The 26245-nt window shown below is 45.3% G+C and carries 23 protein-coding genes; 7 read left to right on the top strand and 16 right to left on the bottom strand.

Annotation, left to right across the window (positions count from 1 at the left end; all coding sequences use genetic code 11):
- Position 1: 1 nt before the first annotated feature.
- Genes sufD through EXM22_RS12810 form a run of 4 tightly spaced genes read right to left on the bottom strand, consistent with a single transcriptional unit; the run spans position 2 to position 3730 of the window.
- Positions 2-1219: a Fe-S cluster assembly protein SufD gene (gene sufD / locus EXM22_RS12825; RefSeq protein WP_149486909.1), complete on the bottom strand. Its 1218-nt coding sequence runs from the start codon at positions 1217-1219 to the stop codon at positions 2-4.
- 12 nt (positions 1220-1231) lie between these two features.
- On the bottom strand, positions 1232-2626 hold the full coding sequence (gene sufB, locus EXM22_RS12820; protein ID WP_149486908.1) for a Fe-S cluster assembly protein SufB: 1395 nt from the start codon (positions 2624-2626) through the stop codon (positions 1232-1234).
- Complete coding sequence (gene sufC / locus EXM22_RS12815) at positions 2619-3386, bottom strand: Fe-S cluster assembly ATPase SufC (RefSeq protein ID WP_149486907.1); 768 nt, start codon at positions 3384-3386, stop codon at positions 2619-2621. Before sufC ends, sufB begins: the two co-directional genes overlap by 8 nt.
- An 11-nt stretch (positions 3387-3397) precedes the next feature.
- Positions 3398-3730, bottom strand: coding sequence for a metal-sulfur cluster assembly factor (locus EXM22_RS12810; protein WP_149486906.1), 333 nt, complete (start codon positions 3728-3730; stop codon positions 3398-3400).
- A 125-nt stretch (positions 3731-3855) separates the two neighbouring features.
- Here EXM22_RS12810 and EXM22_RS12805 point away from each other — a divergent pair, with 125 nt between their 5' ends.
- A complete protein-coding gene (locus EXM22_RS12805; protein ID WP_149486905.1) occupies positions 3856-4428 on the top strand; it encodes an NAD(P)H-dependent oxidoreductase in 573 nt (190 codons plus the stop codon).
- 26 nt (positions 4429-4454) lie between these two features.
- Here EXM22_RS12805 and EXM22_RS12800 read toward each other — a convergent pair whose 3' ends face one another.
- Positions 4455-5519, bottom strand: a complete 1065-nt coding sequence (locus EXM22_RS12800; RefSeq protein WP_168203495.1) for a GGDEF domain-containing protein — start codon at positions 5517-5519, stop codon at positions 4455-4457.
- A 128-nt stretch (positions 5520-5647) separates the two neighbouring features.
- On the bottom strand, positions 5648-6178 hold the full coding sequence (gene hpt / locus EXM22_RS12795; RefSeq protein ID WP_149486903.1) for a hypoxanthine phosphoribosyltransferase: 531 nt from the start codon (positions 6176-6178) through the stop codon (positions 5648-5650).
- A 312-nt stretch (positions 6179-6490) separates the two neighbouring features.
- Between hpt and EXM22_RS12790 the strand changes: the two genes are divergently transcribed.
- Both EXM22_RS12790 and EXM22_RS12785 read left to right on the top strand, forming a co-directional pair.
- Complete coding sequence (locus tag EXM22_RS12790) at positions 6491-8167, top strand: methyl-accepting chemotaxis protein (RefSeq protein ID WP_149486902.1); 1677 nt, start codon at positions 6491-6493, stop codon at positions 8165-8167.
- A 37-nt stretch (positions 8168-8204) separates the two neighbouring features.
- Entirely contained in the window at positions 8205-8723 is a 519-nt protein-coding gene (locus tag EXM22_RS12785; protein ID WP_149486901.1) for an ATP-dependent zinc protease family protein, read from the top strand.
- Positions 8724-8771: 48 nt separating this feature from the next.
- Here EXM22_RS12785 and EXM22_RS12780 read toward each other — a convergent pair whose 3' ends face one another.
- The 5 genes from EXM22_RS12780 to lon form a co-directional block, all read right to left on the bottom strand.
- Positions 8772-10169 carry a nucleobase:cation symporter-2 family protein gene (locus tag EXM22_RS12780; protein ID WP_149486900.1) on the bottom strand — a complete coding sequence of 466 codons (1398 nt, stop codon included), beginning with the start codon at positions 10167-10169 and terminating at the stop codon, positions 8772-8774.
- Positions 10170-10459: 290 nt separating this feature from the next.
- Entirely contained in the window at positions 10460-10996 is a 537-nt protein-coding gene (locus tag EXM22_RS12775) for a 3-isopropylmalate dehydratase small subunit (protein WP_149486899.1), read from the bottom strand.
- Positions 10997-11001: 5 nt separating this feature from the next.
- Entirely contained in the window at positions 11002-12288 is a 1287-nt protein-coding gene (locus EXM22_RS12770; protein WP_149486898.1) for a 3-isopropylmalate dehydratase large subunit, read from the bottom strand.
- An 85-nt stretch (positions 12289-12373) separates the two neighbouring features.
- On the bottom strand, positions 12374-12946 hold the full coding sequence (locus EXM22_RS12765; RefSeq protein WP_149486897.1) for a helix-turn-helix domain-containing protein: 573 nt from the start codon (positions 12944-12946) through the stop codon (positions 12374-12376).
- Positions 12947-13112: 166 nt separating this feature from the next.
- Entirely contained in the window at positions 13113-15512 is a 2400-nt protein-coding gene (gene lon, locus EXM22_RS12760) for an endopeptidase La (protein ID WP_149486896.1), read from the bottom strand.
- A 345-nt stretch (positions 15513-15857) separates the two neighbouring features.
- Between lon and EXM22_RS12755 the strand changes: the two genes are divergently transcribed.
- Both EXM22_RS12755 and EXM22_RS12750 read left to right on the top strand, forming a co-directional pair.
- A complete protein-coding gene (locus EXM22_RS12755; protein WP_149486895.1) occupies positions 15858-16676 on the top strand; it encodes an LPP20 family lipoprotein in 819 nt (272 codons plus the stop codon).
- Complete coding sequence (locus EXM22_RS12750; RefSeq protein WP_149486894.1) at positions 16669-17844, top strand: CsgG/HfaB family protein; 1176 nt, start codon at positions 16669-16671, stop codon at positions 17842-17844. The genes EXM22_RS12755 and EXM22_RS12750 overlap by 8 nt, the downstream gene beginning before the upstream one ends.
- Position 17845: 1 nt before the next feature.
- Here the strand turns inward: EXM22_RS12750 and EXM22_RS12745 are convergent, their stop codons facing one another.
- Positions 17846-18460 (bottom strand): flavin reductase family protein, encoded by a 615-nt coding sequence (locus EXM22_RS12745; protein ID WP_149486893.1) that lies wholly within the window; start codon positions 18458-18460, stop codon positions 17846-17848.
- Between the two features lie 21 nt (positions 18461-18481).
- Positions 18482-19183, bottom strand: a complete 702-nt coding sequence (locus EXM22_RS12740; protein WP_149486892.1) for a metal-dependent transcriptional regulator — start codon at positions 19181-19183, stop codon at positions 18482-18484.
- A gap of 314 nt (positions 19184-19497) precedes the next feature.
- On the opposite strand from EXM22_RS12740, the gene gtfA reads away from it, so the two are divergent.
- Positions 19498-20940: a sucrose phosphorylase gene (gene gtfA / locus EXM22_RS12735; protein WP_149486891.1), complete on the top strand. Its 1443-nt coding sequence runs from the start codon at positions 19498-19500 to the stop codon at positions 20938-20940.
- Here gtfA and EXM22_RS12730 read toward each other — a convergent pair.
- Genes EXM22_RS12730 through EXM22_RS12720 form a run of 3 tightly spaced genes read right to left on the bottom strand, consistent with a single transcriptional unit; the run spans position 20913 to position 24325 of the window.
- Positions 20913-22082: an MFS transporter gene (locus EXM22_RS12730; RefSeq protein WP_149486890.1), complete on the bottom strand. Its 1170-nt coding sequence runs from the start codon at positions 22080-22082 to the stop codon at positions 20913-20915. The two genes, gtfA and EXM22_RS12730, sit on opposite strands and share 28 nt — an antisense overlap.
- A gap of 30 nt (positions 22083-22112) precedes the next feature.
- Positions 22113-23138, bottom strand: coding sequence for an L-threonine 3-dehydrogenase (gene tdh, locus EXM22_RS12725; protein ID WP_149486889.1), 1026 nt, complete (start codon positions 23136-23138; stop codon positions 22113-22115).
- Entirely contained in the window at positions 23135-24325 is a 1191-nt protein-coding gene (locus EXM22_RS12720) for a glycine C-acetyltransferase (protein WP_149486888.1), read from the bottom strand. The genes tdh and EXM22_RS12720 overlap by 4 nt, the downstream gene beginning before the upstream one ends.
- Positions 24326-24489: 164 nt before the next feature.
- Here EXM22_RS12720 and EXM22_RS12715 point away from each other — a divergent pair, with 164 nt between their 5' ends.
- A complete protein-coding gene (locus EXM22_RS12715) occupies positions 24490-26238 on the top strand; it encodes a methyl-accepting chemotaxis protein (RefSeq protein WP_149486887.1) in 1749 nt (582 codons plus the stop codon).
- Positions 26239-26245 lie beyond the last annotated feature (7 nt).

The following is a 26245-nucleotide window of genomic DNA, read 5'->3' as shown; positions in this document are numbered from 1 at the left end:
TTCAATTTTCTCCGGGTTCAAGGCTGTGGGCTATCCTGTCTCTGAGCCAGTCTGCAGGAAGTTCTGAATGACGAACTATGAGTTCTTCAAACATTCCTTCCGTCAGTATCCTGACGGCTTCTGATTTTGGAATCCCTCGGCTCATCAGGTAAAAAAGCTGGGAAGGATCAAGTTTTCCTGTGGTGGAACCATGAGAACATTTTACATCATCTACCAGAATTTTTAAACCGGGAATCGCATCGGCCCGGGACCCCTTCGTCAGAACCAGGTTTTTATTGCTCAAATAGGCATCTGTACCGGGTGCTTCGTGTTCTACCTGTATCATTCCCTGAAATACAGACCGCCCTCTGCGGCTGACGGCACCCTTATAGAGGGCCCTGCTGGTCGTCTGGGGAGCAAAATGCCTTTGTTCCAGCCTGATGTCTTTATGCTGGTCCTTTCCGGATGTGTAGACCGAACCCGCCTGAAGCTCCGCACCTTCACCCATGAGATGAAAGACAGTGTTATTCTTCACCGCAGAGGCTCCAATCTGGAATTGGCTGTGATTCATGTAGGCGTCTCTGTTTAGCAGAATGAGTGAATTCTGAACCAGTCTGCTCTCTATTCCCAAGGTTTGTACCTCGGCAAGACTCACATGACTGTTTTTACCAGCCCATATTCTGAGAGAGGAATTGACCAGTTCTTTGTCCTGTCCTTCTGCTGATCCGCTGTAGACGACGATCAGACGACCCTGCCATCCATCTCCAAAACGGACGAATATTCGCGGGGCAGAGAATCGATCCCGACTCAGGCTGTCCATTCTGAGGATGAAGGGTTTTTCCATCACTTTTCCTTTGGGAAAGTCCAGGAAGAGAGAATGGGTTGTCTCACTTGAATTCCATGCATCAAACCGATCAGACCACTCTCCGGGGAAAAAAAAGTCTTTCTCATCGGGGTATCTTTCTATCCCCTCCTCGGGGCTTAGAACCTGGGGACAGCCCTCCGCATCGCCCGGTTCATTCACACGGAGGGAAGATCCGCTGTAAATCAACATGCCACCTGCTTCTTCAATTGGAATCTGTACCGGAGTTTGCAGCTCTTCGGCTGTGACCGGGCTCTTAAAGTTTATTGGATCTAAAAGTCCTACGGGGGTTCTCCTCCATATCTCATTTTTCTTATCCGGCCAATTCATTTTATTCAGTACGGCAGTTGCCGCTTCTGTGTATGTATTCATCATCATTCCTTTCTGCCTCTAACCGACAGATCCTTCCATTTCAAGTTCGATCAAACGGTTCAGCTCTACCGCATATTCCATGGGAAGCTGCTTCACAAGAGGATCTATGAAACCATTAACAATCATCATGGAGGCTTCTTCTTCACTGAGACCTCGGCTCATGAGGTAGAATAATTGTGTTTCGCTGATTCTGCTGACTCGGGCCTCATGTTCAATGGAGGCATCATCAGTATTGATTTCCATATAGGGATAGGTGTGGCTTGTGGAGTCTCCATCCAGGATGAGGGCATCACAAACAACGGAAGAACGGATGTTTCTAACTCCCGGTTTTGTTTTAACCAGCCCCCGATAGGTAGAAGAGCCTCCATCCTTGCTAATGGATTTTGAGGTAATTACGCTTGTTGTGTTGTCTGCTCCATGGATGACCTTACCACCTGTGTCCTGTTCCTGTCCTTTTCCTGCAAAGGCTATGGACAGGATCTCTCCATGGGCTCGTTCACCCAGAAGAAATACGGACGGGTATTTCATTGTCTTTTTGCTTCCCAGGTTTCCATCGACCCATTCCACTGTCGCTCCTTCATGGGCATGGGCTCTTTTTGTGACAAGATTGTACACATTGGATGACCAGTTCTGTATTGTGGAGTAGCGAACCCGGGCGTTTTTCTTGGCAATGATTTCGACAACTGCAGAGTGTAGTGAATCTGAGGAAAAAGTAGGAGCTGTACAGCCTTCTATGTAATGAACAAAACTTCCTTCCTCTGCGATGATCAGCGTCCGTTCAAATTGTCCGAAGTTCTTTGAGTTTATACGGAAATAAGCCTGCAACGGGATATCCACATGAACACCCTTGGGCACATAAACGAAACTTCCCCCAGACCAGACTGCGGAGTTGAGGGAGGCAAATTTATTGTCCCCAAAGGGAATGACCGTTCCGAAATGTTCTCTGACGATGTCTCCATGTTCCCGTACAGCCGTTTCTGGGTCACAGAAAATGACTCCTTGATCTTCCAGATGCTTTTTGAGGTTATGGTAGACCACCTCTGAATCGTACTGTGCACCCACTCCTGCCAGGAATTTGCGTTCCGCTTCTGGAATTCCAATTCGGTCGAAAGTTTCTTTAATATCATCCGGAACATCATCCCAGCTTCTTGTCATTTCTTCTGTGGGTTTGATGTAGTAATAGATATCTTCAAAATCTATGCCTGAAAGGTCTGCCCCCCAATTGGGCATGGGTTGCCTTCTGAAGGCCTCAAGGGATTTGAGACGGAAGTTGAGCATCCATTCCGGTTCATTCTTATGGCTGCTGATCTGTTTGACCACTTCTTCATTCAGACCTTTTTCAGTCTTGAACACTGAGCGTTCCGGATAGTTGAATCCAAACTTATAATCTTCTTTCTGTAGTGGTTTACCCATGGATGACCTCCTTGGATGATGCCTTTCCGCTGACCCAGTCGTAACCCTTGTCTTCCAGTTCCTGAATGAGTCCCATATCCCCCGATCTGGCAATTTCTCCATCGTACATAATATGCACATAGTCGGGCTGAACGTAATCGAGAATTCGCTGGTAGTGGGTAATGATCAGTCCCCCAAAATCATCTCCACGAAGATGGTTTATCCCCTTTGATACGATTTTTAAGGCATCCATATCCAATCCTGAATCTGTTTCATCCATGATGGAAAAACGAGGCTTTATCATCAGCATTTGAAGAATTTCCATTCTTTTTTTCTCCCCACCGGAGAAGCCTTCATTCAGATTTCGGTTGATAAAATTCTGATCCATATCCAGGAAACCCATGGCTTCTCTGAGGTCTTTGATATACTGGGTCAGATTTAGCTTAGTTTCTGGATTGAGGGCTTCCAATGTACGCTTTAAAAACTTTCCGACGGTGACTCCCGGAATCTCCACGGGGTATTGAAAGGCCAGAAAGAGTCCGGCTACCGCTCTCTCGGGAATATCCATTTCCAACAGGTTCTGACCGTTGAAAAATACATCACCGTCTGTGACTTCGTAGTCAGGGTGCCCCATTAAGACATTAGCCAGAGTACTTTTTCCTGAACCATTTGGACCCATCAAGGCATGAACTTCTCCCGAGCGGAGGGTCAGGTTGATTCCCTTGAGTATGGGTTTGTCATCAATATTTGCTTTAAGATTTTTTATTTCCAGAGTATTCATTTTGTTCCTTCCTATATGGGATAGCCCATGGCTATCCTGAGTTCTTCTTTGGCAAACTGCACCTGCCAGGGTGGATCAAAGACCATAGATGTTTTGACATCATCAAGCCATTCGTTTTTTCTTTTGAGAGTTTTGCGGATAGATTTCTCAAGAACCGGTCCCCAGGGGCATCCAGGGTAGGTCAACGTGAAATCTACTTCGACAGATTTATCTTCTTTGAGTTCGATGCGATAGATCAATCCGAGGTCTGTGATAGGGGCCATGATCTCAGGATCATAAATCTCTCCCAACTGCTCAAAAAAACTATTTTCGATCTCTTTCTTATCTTTTAGGGAATCTTCCATGGATTCCTCCTTGTAACAGACTATAATTAGAAATAACTAACAATGTTAGTAATATAAATATATGACTTAATTTGTAGTATATCAAGCGTATGTGACAAGGGTTGTCAAATCTTTTCGGAGGAAATATGTCTGTTTGTATTGTTCTTGCCCATGGAGATTCATCTTCGCTTTCATCCCAGGTCTTCCTGGAATTGAATGCCGTACTTGAATCGAAGGGGGTTGAGGTCTTAAAACAAAATCTCTACAAGGATGAGTTTGACCCTGTTTTACCCTTGGATGAACTCAAAAGACGGATGTCTCTGGATCCTTTAGTTTCGCGTTACTCCATAGAGTTAGGCCTCTCAGACCGCGTCATTATCATTCATCCAGACTGGTGGTCCGGTCCTCCTGCCATTCTCAAAGGGTGGGTGGACAGGTTATTCCGTCCCGGTACAGCGTATGATGAGGTCAGGGATTTTCCAGGGGATGAAGCCGAGTTCATTCCCTTGTTGTCCGGGAAGAGGGTGGATGTTGTTGTGCTCTCTCATCGGGATGTTTCGTCTGAATCCCTGCAAAAGTTTTGGCAGGATGATGTTTTCGGTTGGTGTGGTGTTGTTGATTTTGAACTGCATCATCTCAGTGGTATCGGTGCAAAAGAAGCCGGAGAGATCGGGGCCTGGAAGAGATCTTTGGTGAGGAAGCTATCGGGAGTTTCCTGATCTGTTTCTGGTGCTGATCAAAGACTTCAATAGATAATAGAATTATTATGATCATCCTTGACACAGTTTCTTCCTGCATCTTTAGCATAGTAGAGAGCTTTATCTGACCGCAAAGTTATATCCTTCAGGCAGTGATCCTCAGGGGTCATATGAGAGACTCCGATGCTGGCCGTAATGGATATGCCAGGATAATCGATAAAATCCAGATTTTGTATTCTATTTCTAACTTCTTCTGCAATCCTGAGACCGTTTTCGATGCCGGTCCCCTTCAAGAGAACCAGAAATTCCTCTCCTCCGTAACGGCATACTTTGTCTGCATTTCGGAATGCCCCTTTTAAGGATTGACCCACGCCCTCAAGAACCTTGTCTCCTGCGCCATGTCCGTAGCTGTCATTAACAGCCTTGAAGTGGTCCAAATCTATCATAAGAACACTGAGTTCTTTATTCTCTCTCTTTAAAATTTCAAAATCTCTTTCTCCGGTAAGATCAAAGAAACGTCTGTTTTCCAGACCCGTTAGAGGATCGGTACAAGCCATATGGGACAGGCGAGAATTATCCTGTTTTGTAATCCTTGTGAAGCAGTTCATACAGGCCATGGATACTAGAGATAGGAGGAGTATGTTACTGCCAAAGAAAAGTCGGGTGTATGGGGTGAGCCCATGGAGGGAAGAAAAGCCGGTGGTGAATTCTGCCAGATAGAAGGCAATCAGTGCGAATAGGGTATAAAAATACTTCTCAATATCCCCTTTTCTGAAGAGATTCCAGGTGAGTGAGGGGACAATCAGAAGGAAATAGTGAAACCCGTATTGCCGGGGAAAGATTATCAATGTGGCCGAGGCCGCATTAAGGGTGTATATTACCGTTAGAATATTTGCTGTAAATCTGATTCTTTTATGACTGAAAAATAGTATAAAAGCATAGCCAAACAGGAATAGAACTTCCATTGCCATGCCGTACCAGAGTCTTGTGAGGACGAATGCCAGGATTCCCAGAAGAGTGATTCCAACGCAAAAAATCGAGATCATGTGGACAAGAGCCTTGAAGAGGCCATTTTCCGGGTCACATAAATCCACACCCTCTACTGGGATCATTTGTATATTTTCCACTGACCTAGAATATCAAATAGATTAAATTACTGCAACAAAAATAATAGAAGGTTCAGTTTATAGGGTGTGCTGGAAATCAATCAGTGTGAAATAAAACCTGAGTCGGTTTCACTTCAATCCAGAGGAATGACTTTCCCGATGTAGGGGAGGTTCCTGTGCTTTTGTGCATAGTCAATGCCGTATCCTATGATAAAAACATCGGGAATTGTAAAACCAACGTAATCGACCGGGACTTTTACCTCCCGCCGTTCTGGTTTATCCATAAGGGTGCAAATTTTTAGAGAGGCAGGTTCTCTGAGGGCCAGAAAATCTCTGACTCGTTCCAAAGTATATCCAGTATCGATTATGTCTTCCACAATGATCACATGGCGGCCGCGTATCTCTTCTTCAAGGTCTTTTTTGATTTGTACATCCCGTGAAGAATTCATAGAATTCCCATAGCTTGAAACAACCATGAAATCAATTCTGGCGTCCAGATTTATTTGACGGGCCAGATCTGCCAAGAATATAGTGGACCCTCTTAGGAGGCCCACTAGTATAATTTCCTGGGCATCTCTATAGTCTTCTTCTATTCTCTTTCCCAGTTCTTGTACTTTATCAGCCAGACTTTTTTCGTCTATCAACACTTCAATTTCGTATTTCATATCTTCTCTCCGCTTTCTTAATGGATATAATCCATCGATTTTACACTGAGCAGTCTTGGTTTCTTTTCAAAGATAATTTACTAGATTCAGAATTGAAAATAATATGACCTTACCGTATAAACCCTCAAATCTGCATAAATATGATTATTATAGTAAACTCTTATCTGATCAAGTGTCCGTCCAATATCCGCAGGTATCCGTATATGGCTGGCCTTTTTTCGACGACTTTCTGACATAACTTGAAACCCATTATATGATATATTAAAATTTAATTGTCGCCTTGTATCTTAATTAACGAATCAGGAGATCCCAATGATAAAGATTAAACTCAAAATAAGCATCCTCGTATTATCTTCACTATTGATTCTGGGAATTGTCATGGGAGCACTGGCAATACTGGAAATCAATAAACTAGGACGGAACAGTATTGAGACATTAGACCGAAAATTAAGAGAAGATTTTGATACATTGGCCAAGAGCCAGGTAGAACAAGCTCTCTCGGTAGCCAATATGTATTATGAGCAGAGAGGCGATTTCGGTGAAGAGAGGGCTCGGGAGTTGGCCCGAAATGCCATTGATGCCATGCGATACGGAGATAGTGGGTATATCTTTGTCTATGATTCCACAGGTCTTACCATTTCTCTTCCTGATGATAGCATCGAAGGGACAAACCGCTGGGATCTTCAGGATGTTGATGGCGGTTATATAGTACGTGAACTTATTAAAGCCGGTATGGATGGCTCTGGATTTTCCGGTTACAGATACAATCGTCCCGGGGAAACCGTAGCGGCGCCCAAACGTTCCTACACTGGGTATTTCAAGCCCTGGGACTGGATTATCGGTACCGGGAATTATGTTGATGATATCGATCTTCTTGTCGACGAAGAGCGTCAGAAGATCAATTCTCTCATTGAGTCAACTTTTTTAATTCTTATCATCGTCGACATTGCGGTGATTATATTTGCTTTTATTTTGGCCTGGATCATGGGAAGCCGCATTGCCTCCCCTGTTGAGTCTCTTTCCAGGGATGTTGAAAAAATTGCCGACGGAGACTTAACCGTCGACATTCGAGTCATCAGTAATGATGAAACGAGGTTACTTTCAGAAGCGCTGGGAAACATGGTTCAACGGTTAAGAGATACGGTTGTTGGCATAACCCAATCTTCGGGAGTCATTATGCAGAACGCCCTGGAAGTGGCAGATGCGTCTCAACGTGTCGCCGAGGGAGCCAACGAGCAGGCCTCGAGCGCCCAAGAGATTTCTGCATCTATGGAAGAACTTTCATCTAATATTCAGCAGAACACGGATAATTCCAGAGAGTCCAACCTCATTGTCTCAAAGGCTGCAGGTGATGCAGATACAAGCGGTACCGCCGTAGAAGAAACGGTGAATTCCATGAAGTTCATTTCAGATAAGATCAGTATAATCGAAGAAATCGCCAGAAATACCAATTTGCTGGCTTTAAATGCGGCAATTGAGGCAGCCAGAGCGGGTGATGCAGGCCGAGGTTTTGCCGTTGTTGCCTCAGAGGTCAGGAAGTTGGCCGAAAACAGTCAGAATGCGGCCAATGATATTACCCAGGTTGCGGCTGAATCCGTGCGTAAAGCAGACGACACCCTAGAATTGATGAGGAGTATCGTTCCATCCATTAAGAAATCGGCAGAGATTGCAGAAGAGATCTTTGAAGGCAGCAATGAACAGGCAAAGGGAGCCGATCAGATCAATATAGCACTCCTGCAGATGGATAAAGTCATTCAGTCCAATGCGGCTTCCAGTGACCAGATTGCCTCTATGGCAGAGACACTTAAGAATAAATCCGTGGATCTGGCCAAGCTCGTCAGTTTTTTTCATACTGGAGAGAAGCCTTCTACAGCCTCAATCGAACAAAAGAAAGGTTCTCATGGCACAAGCAAAAAAACAGCTCTACTGGAAGTTACGGGTCCATCAGACTCTCAATATTTAGACTCAGAAGATTTTACAGAATTCTGAATGATTCATGGCGTTTTGATTTCTGCTGAGAGATGATATGAAAGCTATGAGGTTCGGCAGTCACTTTATTTGCATTTTTTCTCTTGCCCTATGTCTTGCCGGGCTTGCCTCTGTCTCAGGAGAGGAGCTCTCTTCCGAGAGTATGGTCATCCTTGGACAAATAGAGCGGGTTCTTATTAAAACTTCCGGTTTGACTCTGGATGGCCGAGTCGATACGGGAGCGGAACTCTCTTCTATTCATGGGGAAAACATCACCCGTTTTTCAAGGAACGGTGATGAATGGGTTCGGTTTAATTTGAATCCAGATGGAGTTGACCGGTTTCTTGAAATGCCTTTAAGGTCTGTTGTCAGGATTCGGCAAGCTGGTTCTTCTGTCATCCAGGAACGGCCGGTTATTGTTTTGTCAGTCGTCATTGGAGACTTAAGGGTCGATGCTGATTTTACACTGACAGACAGAAGCCTTATGACCTTTCCTCTTCTTATCGGGCGTAATGTCCTCGAAGGACGAGCCCTTGTTGATGTCAGTGGAATCTATCTTCAAAGTTCAAAACAATAAAGAAGCCCGCCGGACTTCGGCGGGCTGATGATTTAAATGACTCAGTGATTAGACCATGTCCTGCATGGGATCTGTTACTGATTGTTTTTTGTAGCTTCTGGGAAGCACAATATTCAGGAAGATAGCCGTGAGTCCACCTGTTGTGATGGCAGAGCCAAACACAGACTGGAGGAAGGGAGGGAAGTTTTGAAGAACTTCAGGGACAAATGCAACTCCCATTCCAAGACCGAAAGCTATGGACATGATGATGACACCCCGCCTGTCAATAATGCTGGAGGCTATGATTCTGATTCCGGAAGCGGCAACAGTACCAAACATGATGATGGTGGCCCCGCCCAGGACAGAGCTGGGAATGATGGAGAAAAGACCGCCTACAATGGGGAAAAGCCCAAAGAGAACAAGAAGGCCTGAAATCCAGAAGCCGATATATCGGCTGGCAACACCTGTCATTTGGATGACCCCATTATTCTGACTGAAAGTTGTATTAGGGAATGAATTGAAAATGGCGGCTAGAGCAGAATTGATACCATCACCCAAAACACCGCCGGAAATGCGTTTCATATAAGTATCGCCTTCCAGAGGTTCGCCTGAAACCATGGATGTGGCTGTCAGGTCTCCAATGGATTCTACTGTTGTTATCAAGAAGAGGAGTGCCATGGGAATGACATGAGCCCAGCTGATGGCAAAACCATATTTGAAGGGGATGGGAAGAGATACCAGGGAGAGGGTCGATATCTTTTCAAATTGAACGAGTCCCAGGATGGCTGCCACAACATAACCTATAATTAAACCAAACACAATCGCTCCCATTCTCAGCCATTTATTGGCACTTCTGTTGAAGACAATGATGGTGATTAAAACAATGGCTGCAAGTATCAGGTTTTGAGGACTGGCGAAGAATTCGGGTTTGTTTGCCAAAAGCCATGCTCCGCCTCCAATATCAGTGATTCCAACCTTTATGAGAGACATCCCAATGAGTGTGACCACAATCCCGCTGACAAGGGGAGTTATGATCTTTTTTAGAAAGGGAATGAAACGACTGAAAATCATCTCCACAGGAGAGGTGAGCAGCGCTGTTCCGAATATAGCCGCTACCATCTGAGCCTCGGTTCCTCCGGCACTTTTTACAGAAAATCCAATTCCGATACACACGGAAAGGAAGGTGAAACTCGTCCCCTGAATGCTGAGTAGTCCCGAACCTACGGGGCCGAATTTTCGGCACTGGATAAAAGTGGCTATGCCCGAAACGAAGAGAGACATGCTGACCAGGTAAGCAGACATGGCCGTGCTGAGACCCAGGACTCCGCTGATAACAATTGCCGGGGTTACAATCCCGATAAATATGGCCATCATGTGCTGCAGGGCCGCAAAAAAAGCCTGTACCGCCTTTGGTCTGTCATTGAGGCCGAAGATTAAATCGACCTTGATTCTTGTTGCATCACTCATGGATGCCTCCTTTTGGATTGGAATAAAAGATATTGTCCCATTGTAGCGGTGAAATGTTCAGAGGCAAAGTTTTTTTTCTAATTGATTGATTAAACAGTTAATTAAGAGATAAAAACCAATATTTTATCCATTAAACAGAGAGTAATGGTAGGTATTCCATCATTTATTTGGGGATTAACTGGTGAAAGAATGTTTTAATTTAAAGAAGATTAGACTTTTTTTCTTTGGTAGGAGGTCGTAAATTGTAGAAGAAAGCCCCCAATAGGAGCTTTCTTCTCATCGTTTTTGATCTAATAGTTTGTGTCGGCATAGCCGACCCAGCCACCGTATTCCACGAGTGTCCTATCAAATCCAGAAATATTGAAGGGTAGGGTCCTGGATTTTCCGGAAGATGACTTCAAAGTGAAGGTATTCTTTTCCATATCGGTTGTCAAAGTAGTCTCTTCCTTTGAAAAGTCTTCAAAGAGAGACTCTATTTCTTTTGCCGGTAGCTCTACGGCCATCATTCCGCAGTTGTACATGTTTTGACGGAAAATACGGGCAAAATCTTCGGCGATCACCAGGTTTATTCCATTGACTTCCAATGCCCAGGGAGCATGTTCACGTGAGGAGCCACAACCAAAGTTGCTTCTTGTAATAATAACGCGTTTCTCCTCCAGGTCTTTTGAGGGATCAAAATTGTCCAAAGACAAATCTTCCAAAAGATTGGGTTTCAATGCTTCTTTTGTGATTTCCGTCAGGTATTTCGCCGGAATGATTTCGTCTGTATTGATGTCTGAACGGTCCAGAAATAGAACCTTTCCATTGAACTCTTTTCTTTCTGTCATTTTGATCACCCCTTGTACAGTGCTGAATTTGTGATATAACCGTTGATGGCGGTTGCGGCAGCTGAAGCCGGGCTCATCAGGTGTACAGTTCCGCCCTTGCCCATGCGGCCGTTAAAGTTCCGGTTGGTTGTGGATGCACAAACTTCTCCGTCTGCAAGAACTCCATTACTCATACCCAAACAGGCACCGCAGGTCGGGTTTGTCAGGCAGACGCCGGCGTCCATGAATATTTCAATAAGACCTTCTTTTAAGGCTTCTTTGTAGATATCCGGTGTGGCCGGGGACAGCACAGCCCTTACGTTTGGAGACACTTTTTTACCCCTTAGGACTTCAGCAGCGACTCTGAGGTCTTCGATTCTTCCGTTGGTGCAACTGCCTATGTAGATCTGATCCACCGGAGTTTTTTCCATCTCGGCTATGGTCTTAATTTGATCTGGTTTATATCCGAAAGTGGCAACTGGTTCAAGATCGGTTACATCCAGCTCAATTACATCAGAGTAATGGGCATCACTGTCGGAGGCCCATTGGCTATAGTCTTTTAAAGCCGCTTCTTTGCTGTCAAAATCATCCTCGATGAATTTCCAGAGGTAGTTTACTGTTGTCATATCGGGAGTACAGATGCCGCAGGTTCCTCCGGCTTCCACGGCCATGTTGCAGATGGTCATTCTCTCTTCCATTGAAAAACGATCAATTACAGGTCCGGTGAATTCAATGACCTTGTTGGTGGCACCATTGACACCAATTTTTCCAATGATGTAAAGGATGACGTCTTTAGCATAAACTCCCTGTTTCAATGAGCCGCTGACGTTGATCCTGATGGATTCAGGAGTCTTAAAACTGCAGACACCTTTGAGAATTCCAACTTCCAAGTCTGTTGTTCCAACTCCGGCGGCAAAGGCACCAAAGGCTCCATGAGTACAGGTATGGGAATCTCCCATAATCACCGTATACCCAGGGCGGACAAATCCTTTTTCAGGAAAAATAGCATGGCAAACGCCATTTTGACCAATATCAAAGAAATCCTTGATTCCCTGGCGGGCTGCCCAGTCTCTCATGATCTTTCCCTGTTCTGCCGTTTTAGAATCTTTTGCAGGGGTCACATGGTCTATGACGGCCTTGATTTTTTCCGGATCAAAGACTCTGTCTTTTCCACGACTGACCAGGTCATTGATTGCTATGGGTGTTGTAATTTCGTGGCAGAAGACCCTATCCAGGTTCAGCACGAAGATGCCTTCTTCAGGGCTTTCTACCTTGTGGGCGTCAAAAATCTTTTCGGCAATGGTTTTTCCCATCTCTTGCTCCTTCTCATTCTTCATTTAGGTATATAAGGATTCCAATGTCTTCTATTAGAAGACTCCTGCTGTCTTTAGGTCTGTGTTAACTGAATAAGCGGGGTGGGGTTATAATCCAAATGGCCTTAAAAGGGTCATCTCCCCTGTTTATCAATCTATGGGGTACGGCGGAAGAGAAAGAGAGACTGTCTCCTTCATTCAAGCTGTAGCTTTCAGTTCCATATTGCAACTCGCCCTTGCCGCTGAGCACTATCCCCATTTCATGGCCGGGATGTCCGTATTGGTCGCTGCCTTTTTCACCGCCGGGTGCTATGGTCAATTCGAGGGTTTCCAGGGCCAGATCCTTATCCGGCGATACGGGAGAATTGAGCAGTTCATACTGGACAGATCCCAGAGAGAGGCGATTCCTTTCATTGCTCCGGACAATCCTTACTTTTCTTTTCTTTCTAAAATCCCTGAATAGATATTCCGGATCAATATCCAGGATGTCAGCAAGGCCGAGGAGTGTATCTATAGACGGGGAAACCTTATTGTTCTCAATCTGTGATAGCAGACTGACGCTGACCTTCATTTCTTCAGCCAGATACTTCAGAGTTATCGATTGGCTTTCCCTGACTTTTTTAATTTTCTCTCCGAACCTGTACTCAGGACGTTCCATGGATTGCTCCCGGGAGTAGTTAATTAACACTTAAGTTGAACCAGTATAATTAAACTTATTTAATTATTTGTCAATAATGTTAAGTATAAGTTAAGTATAAGTTAAGTTTGTTTCTTGTCTTTGAACGTAAAAAAAGGCCCGGAAGACCGGGCCTTTTCGTATGAAATCAACCTTCAGCTGATTTCGCAGTACCTTCCTTCGATTCAGGAGTGTTAATCCTTAAGCTTTCAGTTCTCTCAATATCGGGTACCTCCAGCCCCAGGGCTTCCCTGAGAACGTCTCTAATGTCAACCGCCGGAACAACCTTTAAATCTTCTCTTATGTCATTGGGAAGTTCATCCAGGTCCTTCACATTTTCCGCTGGAAGGATGATTTTTCTGATACCAGCTCTGTGTGCTGCCAGCACTTTTTCTTTGACACCGCCAACAGGCATCACGGCTCCTCTCAGGGTAACTTCGCCTGTCATGGCCAATGAGGGGTTGACAGGTGTTCCAGTAATGAGTGAAGCCAGGGATGTCATAAGAGTCACTCCTGCAGAGGGACCATCCTTTGGAACTGCCCCGGATGGAACATGTATATGGATGTCCTGTTCCTTGAAGGCAAAGTGACTGGTGTACAGTGAAAGGCGTGACCGGATCAGGCTCAGTGATATTCTGGCTGATTCTTTCATAACGTCTCCCAGCTGGCCGGTGATGGTTAATCCCCCCGACCCGGGCATATTCGTAGATTCGACAAAAAGGATTTCGCCTCCCACGGGAGTCCAGGCCATGCCAGTCACAACACCGGGAGGATTCATCTTTCCAATCTGCTCATGACGTACTTTCTGCTTGTCCAGGAACTCATCCACATCTTCTTTTTTAATATGGATAGGCAGATCCGATTCCTCGGATACCACCTTTTCTGAGACGACTCGCGCCAACTGGGCTATTTTTCTCTTAAGACCTCTCACACCGGCTTCTCGGGTGTAATTCTCAATGACTTCCATGAGGGCGTCTTCTTCTATGACTACCTGCTCTTTGGACAGGCCGTGATCTTCTAAAACGGAGGGGATCAAATGGTTTTGTCCAATGTGAAATTTTTCAGGGTTTGTGTACCCGGAGAGGGATATGACTTCCATTCTATCAAGGAGAGGAGCTGGAATTGACTCGACTGTATTCGCTGTAGCCACAAAAAAGACGTCAGACAGATCATAGGGAACTTCAAGGTAATGGTCTGAAAAACTGTTGTTCTGTTCGGGGTCCAGGACTTCCAGCAGGGCTCCCGCAGGGTCTCCGCTAAAGGACTGCATGAGTTTGTCCACTTCGTCTAGGACAAATACTGGATTTCTTGTTCCGGCTTTTTTCATACCCTGGATGATTCTTCCGGGGAGGGCTCCAATGTATGTACGCCTGTGTCCCCTGATCTCGGCTTCGTCTCTCATACCGCCCAGGCTGGCTCTGACGTATTTTCTGTTCAGAGCCTCGGCAATGCTTTTTCCAAGACTTGTTTTACCCGTTCCTGGAGGTCCTACAAGAAGGAGGATCGACCCTTTTTTCTCATCTTTTAACTTCATTACGGCCAGGTGTTGAATGATCCGTTTTTTTACTTTCTCCAGGCCATAATGCTGTTGGTCCAAAATGGTTTTGGCTGTTTTAAGATCAATCTCTCCCGAGTCTTCACTTGCCCAGGGAAGGTCTACCAATAGTTCGAGGTAATTCTGGATGATCCTGGTTTCAGGACCGTTGGGCGGTTGCTGCTCCAATTTTTCAAGCTCTTTCAAGGCTACTTTTCTGACTTCTTCGGGCATATCCGATTTGTCAATTTTTGCTTTGAAACCTTCTTCTGATTCATCTTCCGATTCGTTCAGTTCTTTCTGTATGACCTTGAGTTGTTCTCTCAGAACATTCTCTCTGTAGCTCTTGCTCGCTTTTTCGGTCATTTTACCGGCAATTTCCGCCTGGAGTTTAAACGATTCTTTTTGTGTTGCCATATAGTCTAAAACTTTTAGACCACGGTCTTTCAGGGATGATATTTCCAGTAATTCCTGTTTTTCCGCCCGGGATATATTCAGGTAAGGGATAATATTATACATCAGAGGACCTGGATGAAGGATGATATCCAGTTGTTGGATAGCCGCTTCTGTCCCTTCAAAATAGGAAGCAATGTCTTTCGCCAGGTCTTTCATACCCTTCAGCATGGATTCCCTGCTACTAACATTCATATCATCAATGTCGTTCAGAGTTTCTATCTGTGCATAAAAGAGTTTATTTCTTTTTTCAATATGATTGATCTTAATCCTCTGAACTCCTCTGAGTTTGAGGTGAAGTTCTCCGTTCTTGTGTTCTGCATTTTCTATAAATGAAAGAGTTCCAACTGTAAAAAAGTCATCTTTTTCCATCTCTGTGAGATCGAAATTTTTCTTGAGAGAAACCGCCGCCGCGAGGCCATTGGGGTTTTCGTCTCCAAAAGCAGCTTCATCTTCTTTGAGTCCGCTGATACGGACAGTACTTAAACCTTCAGGAAAGAGTATGGACCCTTTCATAGGAACAAGTGGAAGTTCTTTGGGTATATTTAATAATTCATTCATTTGTCTACCTCTTCTAAAGAGAAAATACTCATCCCTCACCTGCTGGTAAAGGAAATTTTACTAATTACTAGTAAAAAAGGAGTGTATCTACTATTTTTTAAATTTAATGCATTAATCATGGTTTTGGTATGAAGTTTATCTGTAGAATGTGAAATCTCAGTGTGGCGTTCACTAGGAGGAGAATCTATAATATTGAATATCCGGAAATGTCAATCCTTATTTGCGTTCCCCTGGTTCAATGCTGAAGAAGTAAGATCGTCCTATTCTATTGTCATCAGGACGACTTAGACTGCCATGTAAAAACGCAAGATACTATAATGATATTGCTACAATTAGGAGACTCTTATGCGCTGTTCTTTGATCTTCACAACCGGCTTCCTTCTCTTTCTTGCTTCTTGCGCTACCCCTACTCAAAAACAATCCTTAACGGAGCCTCAATGGTTGAATGCTCCACCATCAGAAGCCGGATTTTATTATGGTATAGGGGGGTCGGATACACAGAATGAAGGGAAGGACCGTGAAATCGCCCTCATCCGTGCCCGAACAGATCTGGCAGCATCCATCTCTGTTGATGTTGTTTCAGTTCTTGACATTACCAACAGTGCCAATGCTGATGGTATCACTCGTGAGACCGTGGAGAGCCGGGTTTTGCAATCGGTGGAACAAAGTCTTGTGAATCTGCAGACTCTTGATTCATGGTATCACCCTGATCGCGGATATTGGGTTCTTGTGAGGATGGATCAAAAGGAGTGGGCTAGGATTCAAAGAGAAGACCGCCGAGCTTCTGTTCCCGTTCCTTCCGGGCTGGATGAATCCTCTGGTCTGAATGTTTCCTTTCTTTCGGCCCTAAATGGTAAAAAACTGCCACTGAAACTTCTTCCTGGTGGCAAGAAAACGCCCTATGAAATAAAGCTCGACTGGGAGGTTTCTGATTATCCTCAGTTAGAAGATGGTGGGGGGATTTCTTTTTCAAAAGTAACGGGTACGGTTAGCTTCATGCAGTATGGAGTTCTTATTTTCACCAGAGTCTATGGTCCCGTAAAAGATGGCGGCTTGAATTATGAACAAGCCCGAGAGCGTGCGGCACAGAAGGTTCTTCATCGCTTTGCATCAGATGAGGAATTTTCCGCTGCCATAGACCGGGAGCTTCTGAGGGATGAATAGAACGACGATGCGAATTCTATTTCTGGGGGTTTTTATTTCTGCCTCAGTCTTGCTCTGGGGAAACTCAGAGCAGGTTATCACGATTTTTCACTTTGAAAATACGGCCGGTCACCCCGAAGAGCAATGGATGTCCAGGGCTTTTGCCGATGGTCTGGGTAGCCGCCTTGTTTCACCTCAGATTACCCTTGTTGAGAGGGAGGATCTTGAGTCTGTATTGAAAGAACAGAAGTTGGGATTAAGTGGTATTAGCGATGAATCGACGGCTCTAGAACTGGGGAAAATATTGAATGCAACCCAGTTGATACGGGGAAGTTATCTCGTTTTAGATGGCAGGATCAGGGTTTCAGTTAAGGTGATAGATACGACCAGCGGAGAAATCCTTTTTGCCGTATCCAGAGATAGCACTATTCAGGAGTATTTTGATTTGGAAGCGTCTCTGGCCTGGGCCCTGGGAGGTTTTTACGGGGTCACACCAAATGGAATGGGAATGTCCGCCTCTCAGGAAGCTCTTCAGTTCTACTATAAAGGACTCTTGTCTCTGGACGGCGAAGAGTATGATCTGGCTAGTAAGAGTTTTCAGGAAGCCTTGGCTCTGGACCCTTCCTTTCAGGGGCCAAGGGATAGTCTGGAAGAGAGTTACCGATTCTTAAAGGATTTCAGAAAAGCCCGTTATCAGAGGGAAATCAATGTGCTTTATAAGCGGCTGGATAATCTTATGGGGCAGGCCAGCCAGGAACCATTTCAAAGCTGGGGAGATATGATCAGTGAAAAAGCCATGAAGGGAGAAGATTATCAGGAGTTGACTTCGAGAATCCAAGAACATCCCGAACTGACCTGGGGGAGTACCAGAGCGGAAGTTTTATGGCATGCTCAAACTGTTATGATGGAAATTGGAGATTATGCAGTTGAATACTTTAATCATGTCCAGGAAGCGGACAGAATGCAGGATGCCGTAATTGCCATCTCAATGGAGGCAAAAAACCGCATGCCCGATGATCCATTCCTTCCAGAGCTGATTTATCAGGAGCTTTTAGTCTGGTATGGAAGGGAAAGTTGGGAGAATGTTCTCATCCTTTGTGAGTCTCTTATGATCGGTTGGCCCGACTACCGGATGATGTGGGCCATTGAAGATTTTTATGAGCGGGCTCTGGAGAAAAATCAGGAGTAATTCAGCTTCGTTGGGGCTTTTTTTTACGGGAAGGTTTTTTACTTTTCTTTTTCGGCTTTTTGACTGAATAGCCGAAGTGACCCAATGGTTCTTTCAAACCACAGTATTTTCCGTGAGAGCTGGCGATGAGGCCGGCAGCCCCCATATCAAAGGCACCGTTGGAACCGTCCAGGAACTGGTCATCTACGCTCACAGACAGGACTTCGGCCAGAAACATGTCGTGACTTCCCAATTCCTTAATTTCAGAGACCCTACATTCGATGGCTACCGGGGACTCTCCTACCAGTGGGGCTACTACTTTTTGAGCCGGAACAGCAGTAAAACCGCATTCTTTGAACTTATCAAAATCTCGTCCTGATTTGACACCGCACCAGTCGGTGGCTTTCGCCATTTTTTCGGTTGAGAGGTTGATTACGAATTCCCTATCCCTGCTGATGATTTCATGGGAAAGGCGCTCTTTTCTGAGTGATATGTAACACATGGGAGGATTTGTACAGATCGTTCCTGTCCAAGAGACAGTGATCAGATTGTATCCGTTTTCTCTATTTCCACAACTAACCAAGACTGCAGGAACCGGAAATATCATGTTTCCCGGCTTCCAGTTGATCCGTGCCATTCCCTTCTCCTGTTGTCTTAATCAATCCCCGAGCGGCCTGTAGCAGAGGAAGCCTGCTATTTCTAGGGGAATTCGTATCTCTTTATCATCCATTATTACCGTTATATTCTGATCATCCCTGGCATTCACTTGTAGTTTTTTTCCAGGATAAAGGTCCATTTTGTGGCAGAAAGGCAAAAGACCATCTCTGGCTTCTCCCTCTTCTGTGATGCGGATGAGTACCAGGTCTGTGAGCATGGGAGCCTTGGAGACTCTCTCGGCATTTATAAGCTCTTCCTCTCCCAAAGCACCTGGAAATGGGTTTCCATGTGGGCAGGTACGCGGATGACCAAAGTATTCATACAAGTATTTTGTAAAATCTTCTGACAAGGAGGCCTGCAAACGCTGGGCTTCATCATCTGACTTTTCCCAGGGATAATCCAGTTTGGATATAAGCAGATGTTCAATGAGATAGTGGCGTATGAGCACTGATTCGGCAAAACGCAGACCTTCTGATGTCAAACGGATTGATTCATAAGGAGCCTGTTCCGCATACCCTAGTTTTTTGAGACGGCCCATGGCCTGGTTGGCCGCCGGTTTGGATACTTTTAACCGGCTTGCCAGTCTTGAATTGCCGACCTTTCCATATTCCCTATTGATTATAAAAATGGATGTCAGGTAGCTTAATGCTGAAGGGAACTGTTTTTGGATATCCAAGAGTTCCTGGTCACTGATTCTGTTCATTCTATAATCATATTATATATTTTGGATTCGGATAAGCTGTTTTTTTAGGAACATGAAACGAAAACTCCATCCTTCCTCCCATGAGGTCTGTTTGTAAATACTGGATCATGAAGTGGAAACGCTTGTTCTTATATGCTATAGTTTTTATTATTATCGGGTACAAAGCTTTTGAGGATTATTTTTGGCATGAATCTGACTTATGTGGTATTCAAATCTCCTAGCCCGTAACCCACTCGATTATCAGCCTTTGTCATTTATGGTCTATCGATCTTCCCAAGACACGATCTCTGGGAGGCTTCATACTAGAGGTATTCATGAAACAAGGTATACAGCTGATCACATATCCCGACAGCCTCGGTCAAAATCTCAGGGAATTGTATGAGGCCCTGGAAGGTCCCTTGAGGGGCTGTCTCTCCGGGGTGCATATCCTTCCCTTTTTTCCATCTTCGGGAGACCGGGGGTTTTCCCCACTGGGGTATAAAGAGGTTGATCCTGCTTTTGGATGCTGGGAAGATATACATCGGATCGCAAAAGAGTACGATCTTGTCGTAGACCTGATGGTCAATCATCTTTCACGGCAGTCAGCCGAATTTCAGGATTTTGTTCAATCTGGAGAGGAAAGTCCCTGGGCCGATCTTTTTCTTCCTGTGAATAAGGTTAAACCCGGGGGGAAGTTTACAAAAGAGGAACTTTCAAAAATTTATACACGGAAACCACGAATGCCCTGGATCGATGTGACGCACAAAGACGGCCGTATCAGTACTCTCTGGTGTACATTTTCAGAAGAGCAGATTGATTTGGATGTCCGTTCAGCTACAGGCCGCCGGTATATTCTGGATAGTCTGAACTTTCTTGCAGATCAAGGGGCTGTTCTGATTCGGTTGGACGCCTTTGCCTATGTTACTAAAAAAGCGGGAAGCTCCTGTTTCTTTCTGGAGCCGGACATCTGGGAGATCTTGGGTGATTACAGAGACGTACTCGCTCCCCGGGGAGTCGAACTCCTGCCGGAAATCCATGAGCACTACTCTATTTCCAGGAAGCTGTCGGATCAGGGGTATGGTGTCTATGATTTTGCTTTACCCATGTTGCTCCTTCATAGCCTGTATAGTGGTCGGGCAGATAGGCTGGGGGCGTGGCTGGAGCAGTGCCCATATCATCAATTTACGACTTTAGATACTCATGATGGTATTGGAGTTGTGGATGTTGCCGACCTCCTGACTCCCGGAGAGATTGATGAAACCTGTAATGCTTTGTATGAAAAAGGTTCTAATGTAAGTCGTCGTTACAGCTCTCAGGAGTACAATAATCTGGATATCTATCAGATCAATTGTAGTTATTACTCAGCTCTGGGGGGGGACGATCAGGCCTACCTGCTGGCACGGGCTGTACAGTTTTTTGCACCCGGTATTCCCCAGGTTTACTATGTGGGTATGCTGGCTGGTCTCAATGATATTGAACTCGTTGAGAAAACCATGAATGGACGGGATATCAATCGGCACTCCTATAGCCTGGAAGAAATCCGGAGAGAAATCGGGAGGCCGGTAGTTGCCAGTTTGCTCAGAATGATGAAATTCAGGAATAGGCATCCCGCTTTTTCAGGAGACTTTAGACTGATTCAGTCCACCCCCGATGGAGAGCTTGAAATCATCAGATCCCACAAAAAATCTGCTGTCCGGCTTTTGGCAAATATGAAAACAAGAGAATTTCATGTTTATCAGAAGGATGGTTCTCATCCCTGGTCAGAGCTGACCTTCTGACGGAAAAAAATCAGGTTTATGCCCATTCCCAGAAGGGGAAATACCGAGAATACCTGAAAAAGAACAGGGTAATCTGAAAAACCAAGAATCCATCCCCCCAGGAACCCTCCAACGAACAGTGAGAGACCCATTCCTATGGCAGAGTAAACCGACATGGCAACACCCCTGTTGGCCTGCGATGTTGTTTTTGAAATGAGGGTCACCATGGCCAGGTGGTTGAAACCAAACGAGAGGCTGTGTGTTACCTGGACAATATAGAGGGGAACCAGTGTTTGGGCCAGGGAATATACCTGCATCCTAATGACTCCTGCTGCAAGACAGAGAAGCCATAGCTTTTTCAACCCCAGTTTTCTGAGTATCCATCCTGAAAAGAAGAATAGAGGGATTTCGAAAAGTGGTCCTATGGCCCAAAAACCACCAATATCACCTGTGTTAAATCTATTTTTTAGGAGGAGGGAGAAAAACGTATAATGACCGGACATTCCCATGAAATTGAGGGAGGCTATGGATAGTCCTATCCAGTAGGTCTTCGGAAAGTTTTTAATGGTCTTCAGAAATGAAGAAGGTATTTGATGCTCCTGTGAGAGATGGGCTGCCGGAAGGGAAATGATCAGGGGCAGGGCTATCACCATCAGTAACGAGTAGGCAATAAATACAGATCCGGGACGGGCTCCTTCCACCCATTTTGTCATTTGAATGAGCATGGCAACAAAAAAGAAACCCAGACTGCCGAAAAGACGCGACTTCCCATAACTGCCCTGGGAGTCTGGCATTGTTTGCCCATAATGGGCATCGATTAGGGAGCTTGGTGATTTGATCACAAACCCCAGGCATAAGGTCAAAGGAACAAGGATAAACAGGCTCATGACCCGGCTAATGAGGTAGAGAGTCAGGATACTCAAAAGAGCAATCCCTATCATAGTCCGTCTTGGAGATCGTATGCGATCATAAAAATGACCAATAATAAGAAGGCCCATAATGCTAACAAATTCATAACTTCCCATAAGAAATCCAACTCTGGAGGGTTCAAAACCCTTGCTCTGCAGTATCAGTGGAAAGAAGGGGTAGAGGGAGGCCAGTGCTCCGAATAGAAAAAAGTAGACTAGATTGTAGGATTTCTTATACTTATCAGTCGGATTCATAGCTTACTATAGAATCATTGGCAGGGCTGTTCAATCCCAGTATAAAAGGATTTTACCCGATTGGCCTCCCCTCATGATTTCAAATCCCCGTTCAAATTCATCCACAGGCATTCGGTGGGTGATGATTCTGGATATATCCAGTCCGGAGCGGATCATGGCCGCCATTTTGTACCATGTTTCATACATCTCCCGCCCGTAAATTCCCTTCAAGTGCAAACCCTTGAAGATAATCTGATTCCAGTTGACGACGCTGTCTCCCGGAGGAATCCCCAGGAGTGCGACGTGCCCGCCATTATTCATCTTGTCAAACATCTGTGATTGAGCCTGGGCATTCCCGGACATTTCCAGGCCGACATCGAAGCCTTCGAGCATATGAAGTTCACTCATGACATCTTCCAGTTTGTCTGTTTTGATGTTGACACCCCGAGTGACTCCCATCTGTCGGGCCAGGTTCAGGCGGTATTCATTGACATCGGTGATGATCACATATCGGGCTCCTGCGTGCCGGGCTACGGCTGCCGCCATTATGCCGATGGGACCAGCCCCCGTAATGAGTACATCTTCACCTACTAGGTCAAAAGACAGGGCCGTGTGAACGGCATTACCAAAAGGATCGAAGATGGCTGCGGCTTCATCACTTATAAAATCGTCCAATTTAAAGGCATTTTCCGCGGGAAGAACCAGGTATTCGGCAAAGGATCCTGTCCTGTTGACCCCAATTCCCTGCGTGTTTCGGCAAAGATGCCTTTTTCCGGCCCGGCAGTTTCGGCAGTGACCACAGGTAAGATGTCCTTCTCCTGTCACCCTGTCTCCTCTTTTGAATCCTGTGACCTCGCTGCCCATGTCTTCTATTCGCCCGACAAACTCATGCCCTGTAATCATTGGAACAGGGATGGTTCTTTGGGACCATTCATCCCAATTGTAGATATGAACATCTGTGCCACAGATGGCGGTAATTTTAATCTTGATGAGAAGATCGTTCGGACCAAATTGGGGGAGGGGAGCATCAATCATCCATAGGCCCTGTTTTGACTCTGTCTTAGCTAATGCTTTCATTGTATCACTCCCAATTCACGGCCTGTTTCTATGATTTTCTCCACGGCTAGCCTTACATCCTCCATGCTGTGGGCTGCGGACATCTGGAACCTGATACGGGCTTTTCCCATGGGGACTACAGGGTAGGAGAATCCTATGGCATAAATTCCCTTTGAAAGCAGTCTGTCAGCCATTCTTTCAGCCAATGATGCATCACCCAGCATCAGGGGAACAATGGGGTGTACACCTTCAACGATGGAGAAACCCGCTTCTGATAAGGATTGTCTGAATATCCTTGTCTGGGAAAATAACTTGTCTCTCAGCTCGTTGCCCGTTTTTAAGAGTTCTAGTGTTTTCAGGGCTGTTGAAGTCATAACAGGGGCTAGGGAGTTTGAAAACAAGTAGGGCCTTGACCTCTGCCTCAACCAGGAGATGATCTCCTTTCTGCCTGATGTGTATCCCCCTGACGCTCCTCCCAAAGCCTTCCCCAGAGTACCGGTAATAATATCAATCTTGTCTTTTACACCCCAGTATTCAGGTGTTCCTGCCCCGGTTTCTCCCATGAATCCTACAGCATGGGAGTCATCTACCATGACCAGGGCATCATAGCTTTCTGCCAGTGTACAAATCTCCTTCAGCTTGGCTAATGTTCCATCCATGGAAAATACACCATCCGTGGCAATGAGGCGAAACCGGGCCCCTTTTGTCTCTACTAGCTTTAATTCAAGATCTTTCATGTCGTTGTTCTTGTATCTGTATCTTTGGGCTTTGCACAAGCGTATGCCATCGATGATGCTGGCATGATTTAATTCATCACTGATAACGGCGTCATGAGGTCCCAGGATAGCTTCAAAGAGGCCTCCATTGGCGTCAAAGCAGGAGCTATATAGAATGCTATCTTCCATGCCAAGAAAGTCACTGAGTGTGGCTTCCAGTTCTTTATGTATGTTTTGAGTTCCACAGATGAACCGCACTGAAGACAGGCCGAATCCGTACTCTTTTAAGGAGGTCTGAGCGGCTTCGATCAAGGCAGGACTGTCGGCCAGACCGAGGTAATTGTTGGCGCAGAAATTGAGGACTTCTCCATTCCCTCTCACAGTGATCCTCGCTGCTTGAGGGGATGTAATAATTCGCTCACTCTTATACAAGCCATCATTTTTAAGGGCTTTGAGTTCTGCTGAAAGATGATCCATCATTTTTTTGCTCATAGATTTTCTCCTTATCAGTACTAAAAAGTATAAGGGAGTAATGATTTTTCTTCACGATAATTAATCTTCCATCTGCAACTGTATTAATTTTACAACAACACTTTTTTCATCTATAGTAAACAAAAAACGAGATAGCTTTATATCATCTCAGGGACGGTCTGCTTATGGTTTTATCGCTGAAGTTTAAATTGAACAGTCTTTATATACTGGCTTTGTTTGTAGTCCTTTTCAGTACTATTTTCTTTGCTTATGTTGTTTTTAAGGATGAAATAACCTCCTTATACCGCTTGGACCTCTCGGAGCGTCTCCGTCTTGTTGAAACGGATTTTTCGGCTACCGACGCCGTGGCAGGTGCCTCCGAGGATGTCTCAGAGGTTCAGCATAATGTTCTTGAAGAGCTGAACAATAAGTATCTGAAGCTTGAAAGCAGCGATCTTTCCCCCTTTATTGTCAATGGGGACGGAGAGGTTATCCTATCTTTAAACAAGGCTTTAACGGAAGAATTTATCTCGTCTCCTCAAGGCCAGAATCTGTTCAGCAAGACAAATGGAGAGATCATCTTCTCGGCACAATCCGGCAGCCAGTGGGTTATCTACAGCTACTTTGAAGATTGGGATTGGTACACAGGGTATATTCTGGCCGATAGCATCAGGCTCGCTTCAGTTCGAAATTTTATCCGGCAGATAGTGATCCTCAATCTGATTATCTCCTTGGTGATCATCCTCATTCTATCAAGGGTCATCTGTTCTTTCATCAAGAGGATGCACCAGGTAACAGACCACACGGATCTGATTCTGGAGGGAGATCTGGAGCATAGAATTGAAACAGGGTCTCTGGATGAGGTGGGAATCCTGGCAACAAATTTTAACTCCTTTACTCATCATCTTCAGAAAATCATAGAAGGCATACAGACCTCAAGATCAGATACAGGAAGAATCAAGGATGAACTGAGTACGGTTATTACGAGAACTGCCAGCCTGATGGAGAACATAAACAGCCAAACCGTTGAAATCAGTGGGGGAATTCAGGAGTTGAATCAGCGGATTCAGGCCTCTGCAGGCTCCCTTGAGAATATTGCAGGAGAGGTGGATGACCTCAATGAAAAGGCGGAGAAGCAGGTAGAAGTTGTTGCTACTTCCACCGGTTTGATCGGAAAAGTCGGAGTCGAACTGGAATCTCTTGCGGATAACCTGGGAGTTCAAAAGGACTATTCCACATCCCTTGTGAATCTTGCCCGGGATGGTCAAGTTCATCTGGGCGATACTAACAAAGTCATACAAGATATGAACAGTAATATTTCAGAGATCATGGATCTTGTGGAGATAATTCAATCCATAGCAGATCAGACAAATCTGCTGGCCATGAACGCCGCCATAGAAGCCGCCCATGCGGGAGAGTCGGGAAAAGGCTTTGCAGTGGTAGCCGATGAAATTAGAAAACTGGCTACCCAGTCCTCTGAGAATTCAAAGAGCATTGATGATAAGATCAACAGGATTATTGACCGAGCCCGCAGTGCCTCCGTTGCGGGGCAACAGACAGAAAAAACCTTTGATTCCATTTTGAACCGTATCAATGATGTCTCTGATGCTCTAGAGGCAGCCTCCGGATCAACCTCGAGGATGTCGGGTCAGTTTGTTGATCTGGACAAAAGCATTTCTGAATTGAATGATTCCGCCAGTGCCGTAAAGGTGGCTACAGAAAAGACTGAACAGGAACTTCCGGTGATCAAAGAAGGGATCAGCAGGCTGAAAAACATTGGTAAGGAAGCCCTGGACAGTATTTCCAGAATCGATGAGAGTACATCCAGGCAGGTGGACAATATCGGACAGGTTGGACAGAGTCTAGACGATCTTCAGGAGACGATTGACACCCTGAGGGCGCAGATTGCGGTCTTTTCAAAAGAAAAGAGCTGACCTTCCT

Source organism: Oceanispirochaeta crateris, from assembly GCF_008329965.1.
Classification (GTDB): Bacteria; Spirochaetota; Spirochaetia; order DSM-2461; family DSM-2461; genus Oceanispirochaeta; species Oceanispirochaeta crateris.
This window is presented reverse-complemented; position numbering and strand designations above follow the sequence as displayed.

Coding starts and splice junctions, on each gene's coding strand:
- sufD (WP_149486909.1), bottom strand. CDS start 1,219: ATGATGATGAATACATACACAGAAGCGGCAACTGCCGTACTGAATAAA.
- sufB (WP_149486908.1), bottom strand. CDS start 2,626: ATGGGTAAACCACTACAGAAAGAAGATTATAAGTTTGGATTCAACTAT.
- sufC (WP_149486907.1), bottom strand. CDS start 3,386: ATGAATACTCTGGAAATAAAAAATCTTAAAGCAAATATTGATGACAAA.
- EXM22_RS12810 (WP_149486906.1), bottom strand. CDS start 3,730: ATGGAAGATTCCCTAAAAGATAAGAAAGAGATCGAAAATAGTTTTTTT.
- EXM22_RS12805 (WP_149486905.1), top strand. CDS start 3,856: ATGTCTGTTTGTATTGTTCTTGCCCATGGAGATTCATCTTCGCTTTCA.
- EXM22_RS12800 (WP_168203495.1), bottom strand. CDS start 5,519: ATGATCCCAGTAGAGGGTGTGGATTTATGTGACCCGGAAAATGGCCTC.
- hpt (WP_149486903.1), bottom strand. CDS start 6,178: ATGAAATACGAAATTGAAGTGTTGATAGACGAAAAAAGTCTGGCTGAT.
- EXM22_RS12790 (WP_149486902.1), top strand. CDS start 6,491: ATGATAAAGATTAAACTCAAAATAAGCATCCTCGTATTATCTTCACTA.
- EXM22_RS12785 (WP_149486901.1), top strand. CDS start 8,205: ATGAAAGCTATGAGGTTCGGCAGTCACTTTATTTGCATTTTTTCTCTT.
- EXM22_RS12780 (WP_149486900.1), bottom strand. CDS start 10,169: ATGAGTGATGCAACAAGAATCAAGGTCGATTTAATCTTCGGCCTCAAT.
- EXM22_RS12775 (WP_149486899.1), bottom strand. CDS start 10,996: ATGACAGAAAGAAAAGAGTTCAATGGAAAGGTTCTATTTCTGGACCGT.
- EXM22_RS12770 (WP_149486898.1), bottom strand. CDS start 12,288: ATGGGAAAAACCATTGCCGAAAAGATTTTTGACGCCCACAAGGTAGAA.
- EXM22_RS12765 (WP_149486897.1), bottom strand. CDS start 12,946: ATGGAACGTCCTGAGTACAGGTTCGGAGAGAAAATTAAAAAAGTCAGG.
- lon (WP_149486896.1), bottom strand. CDS start 15,512: ATGAATGAATTATTAAATATACCCAAAGAACTTCCACTTGTTCCTATG.
- EXM22_RS12755 (WP_149486895.1), top strand. CDS start 15,858: ATGCGCTGTTCTTTGATCTTCACAACCGGCTTCCTTCTCTTTCTTGCT.
- EXM22_RS12750 (WP_149486894.1), top strand. CDS start 16,669: ATGAATAGAACGACGATGCGAATTCTATTTCTGGGGGTTTTTATTTCT.
- EXM22_RS12745 (WP_149486893.1), bottom strand. CDS start 18,460: ATGGCACGGATCAACTGGAAGCCGGGAAACATGATATTTCCGGTTCCT.
- EXM22_RS12740 (WP_149486892.1), bottom strand. CDS start 19,183: ATGAACAGAATCAGTGACCAGGAACTCTTGGATATCCAAAAACAGTTC.
- gtfA (WP_149486891.1), top strand. CDS start 19,498: ATGAAACAAGGTATACAGCTGATCACATATCCCGACAGCCTCGGTCAA.
- EXM22_RS12730 (WP_149486890.1), bottom strand. CDS start 22,082: ATGAATCCGACTGATAAGTATAAGAAATCCTACAATCTAGTCTACTTT.
- tdh (WP_149486889.1), bottom strand. CDS start 23,138: ATGAAAGCATTAGCTAAGACAGAGTCAAAACAGGGCCTATGGATGATT.
- EXM22_RS12720 (WP_149486888.1), bottom strand. CDS start 24,325: ATGAGCAAAAAAATGATGGATCATCTTTCAGCAGAACTCAAAGCCCTT.
- EXM22_RS12715 (WP_149486887.1), top strand. CDS start 24,490: ATGGTTTTATCGCTGAAGTTTAAATTGAACAGTCTTTATATACTGGCT.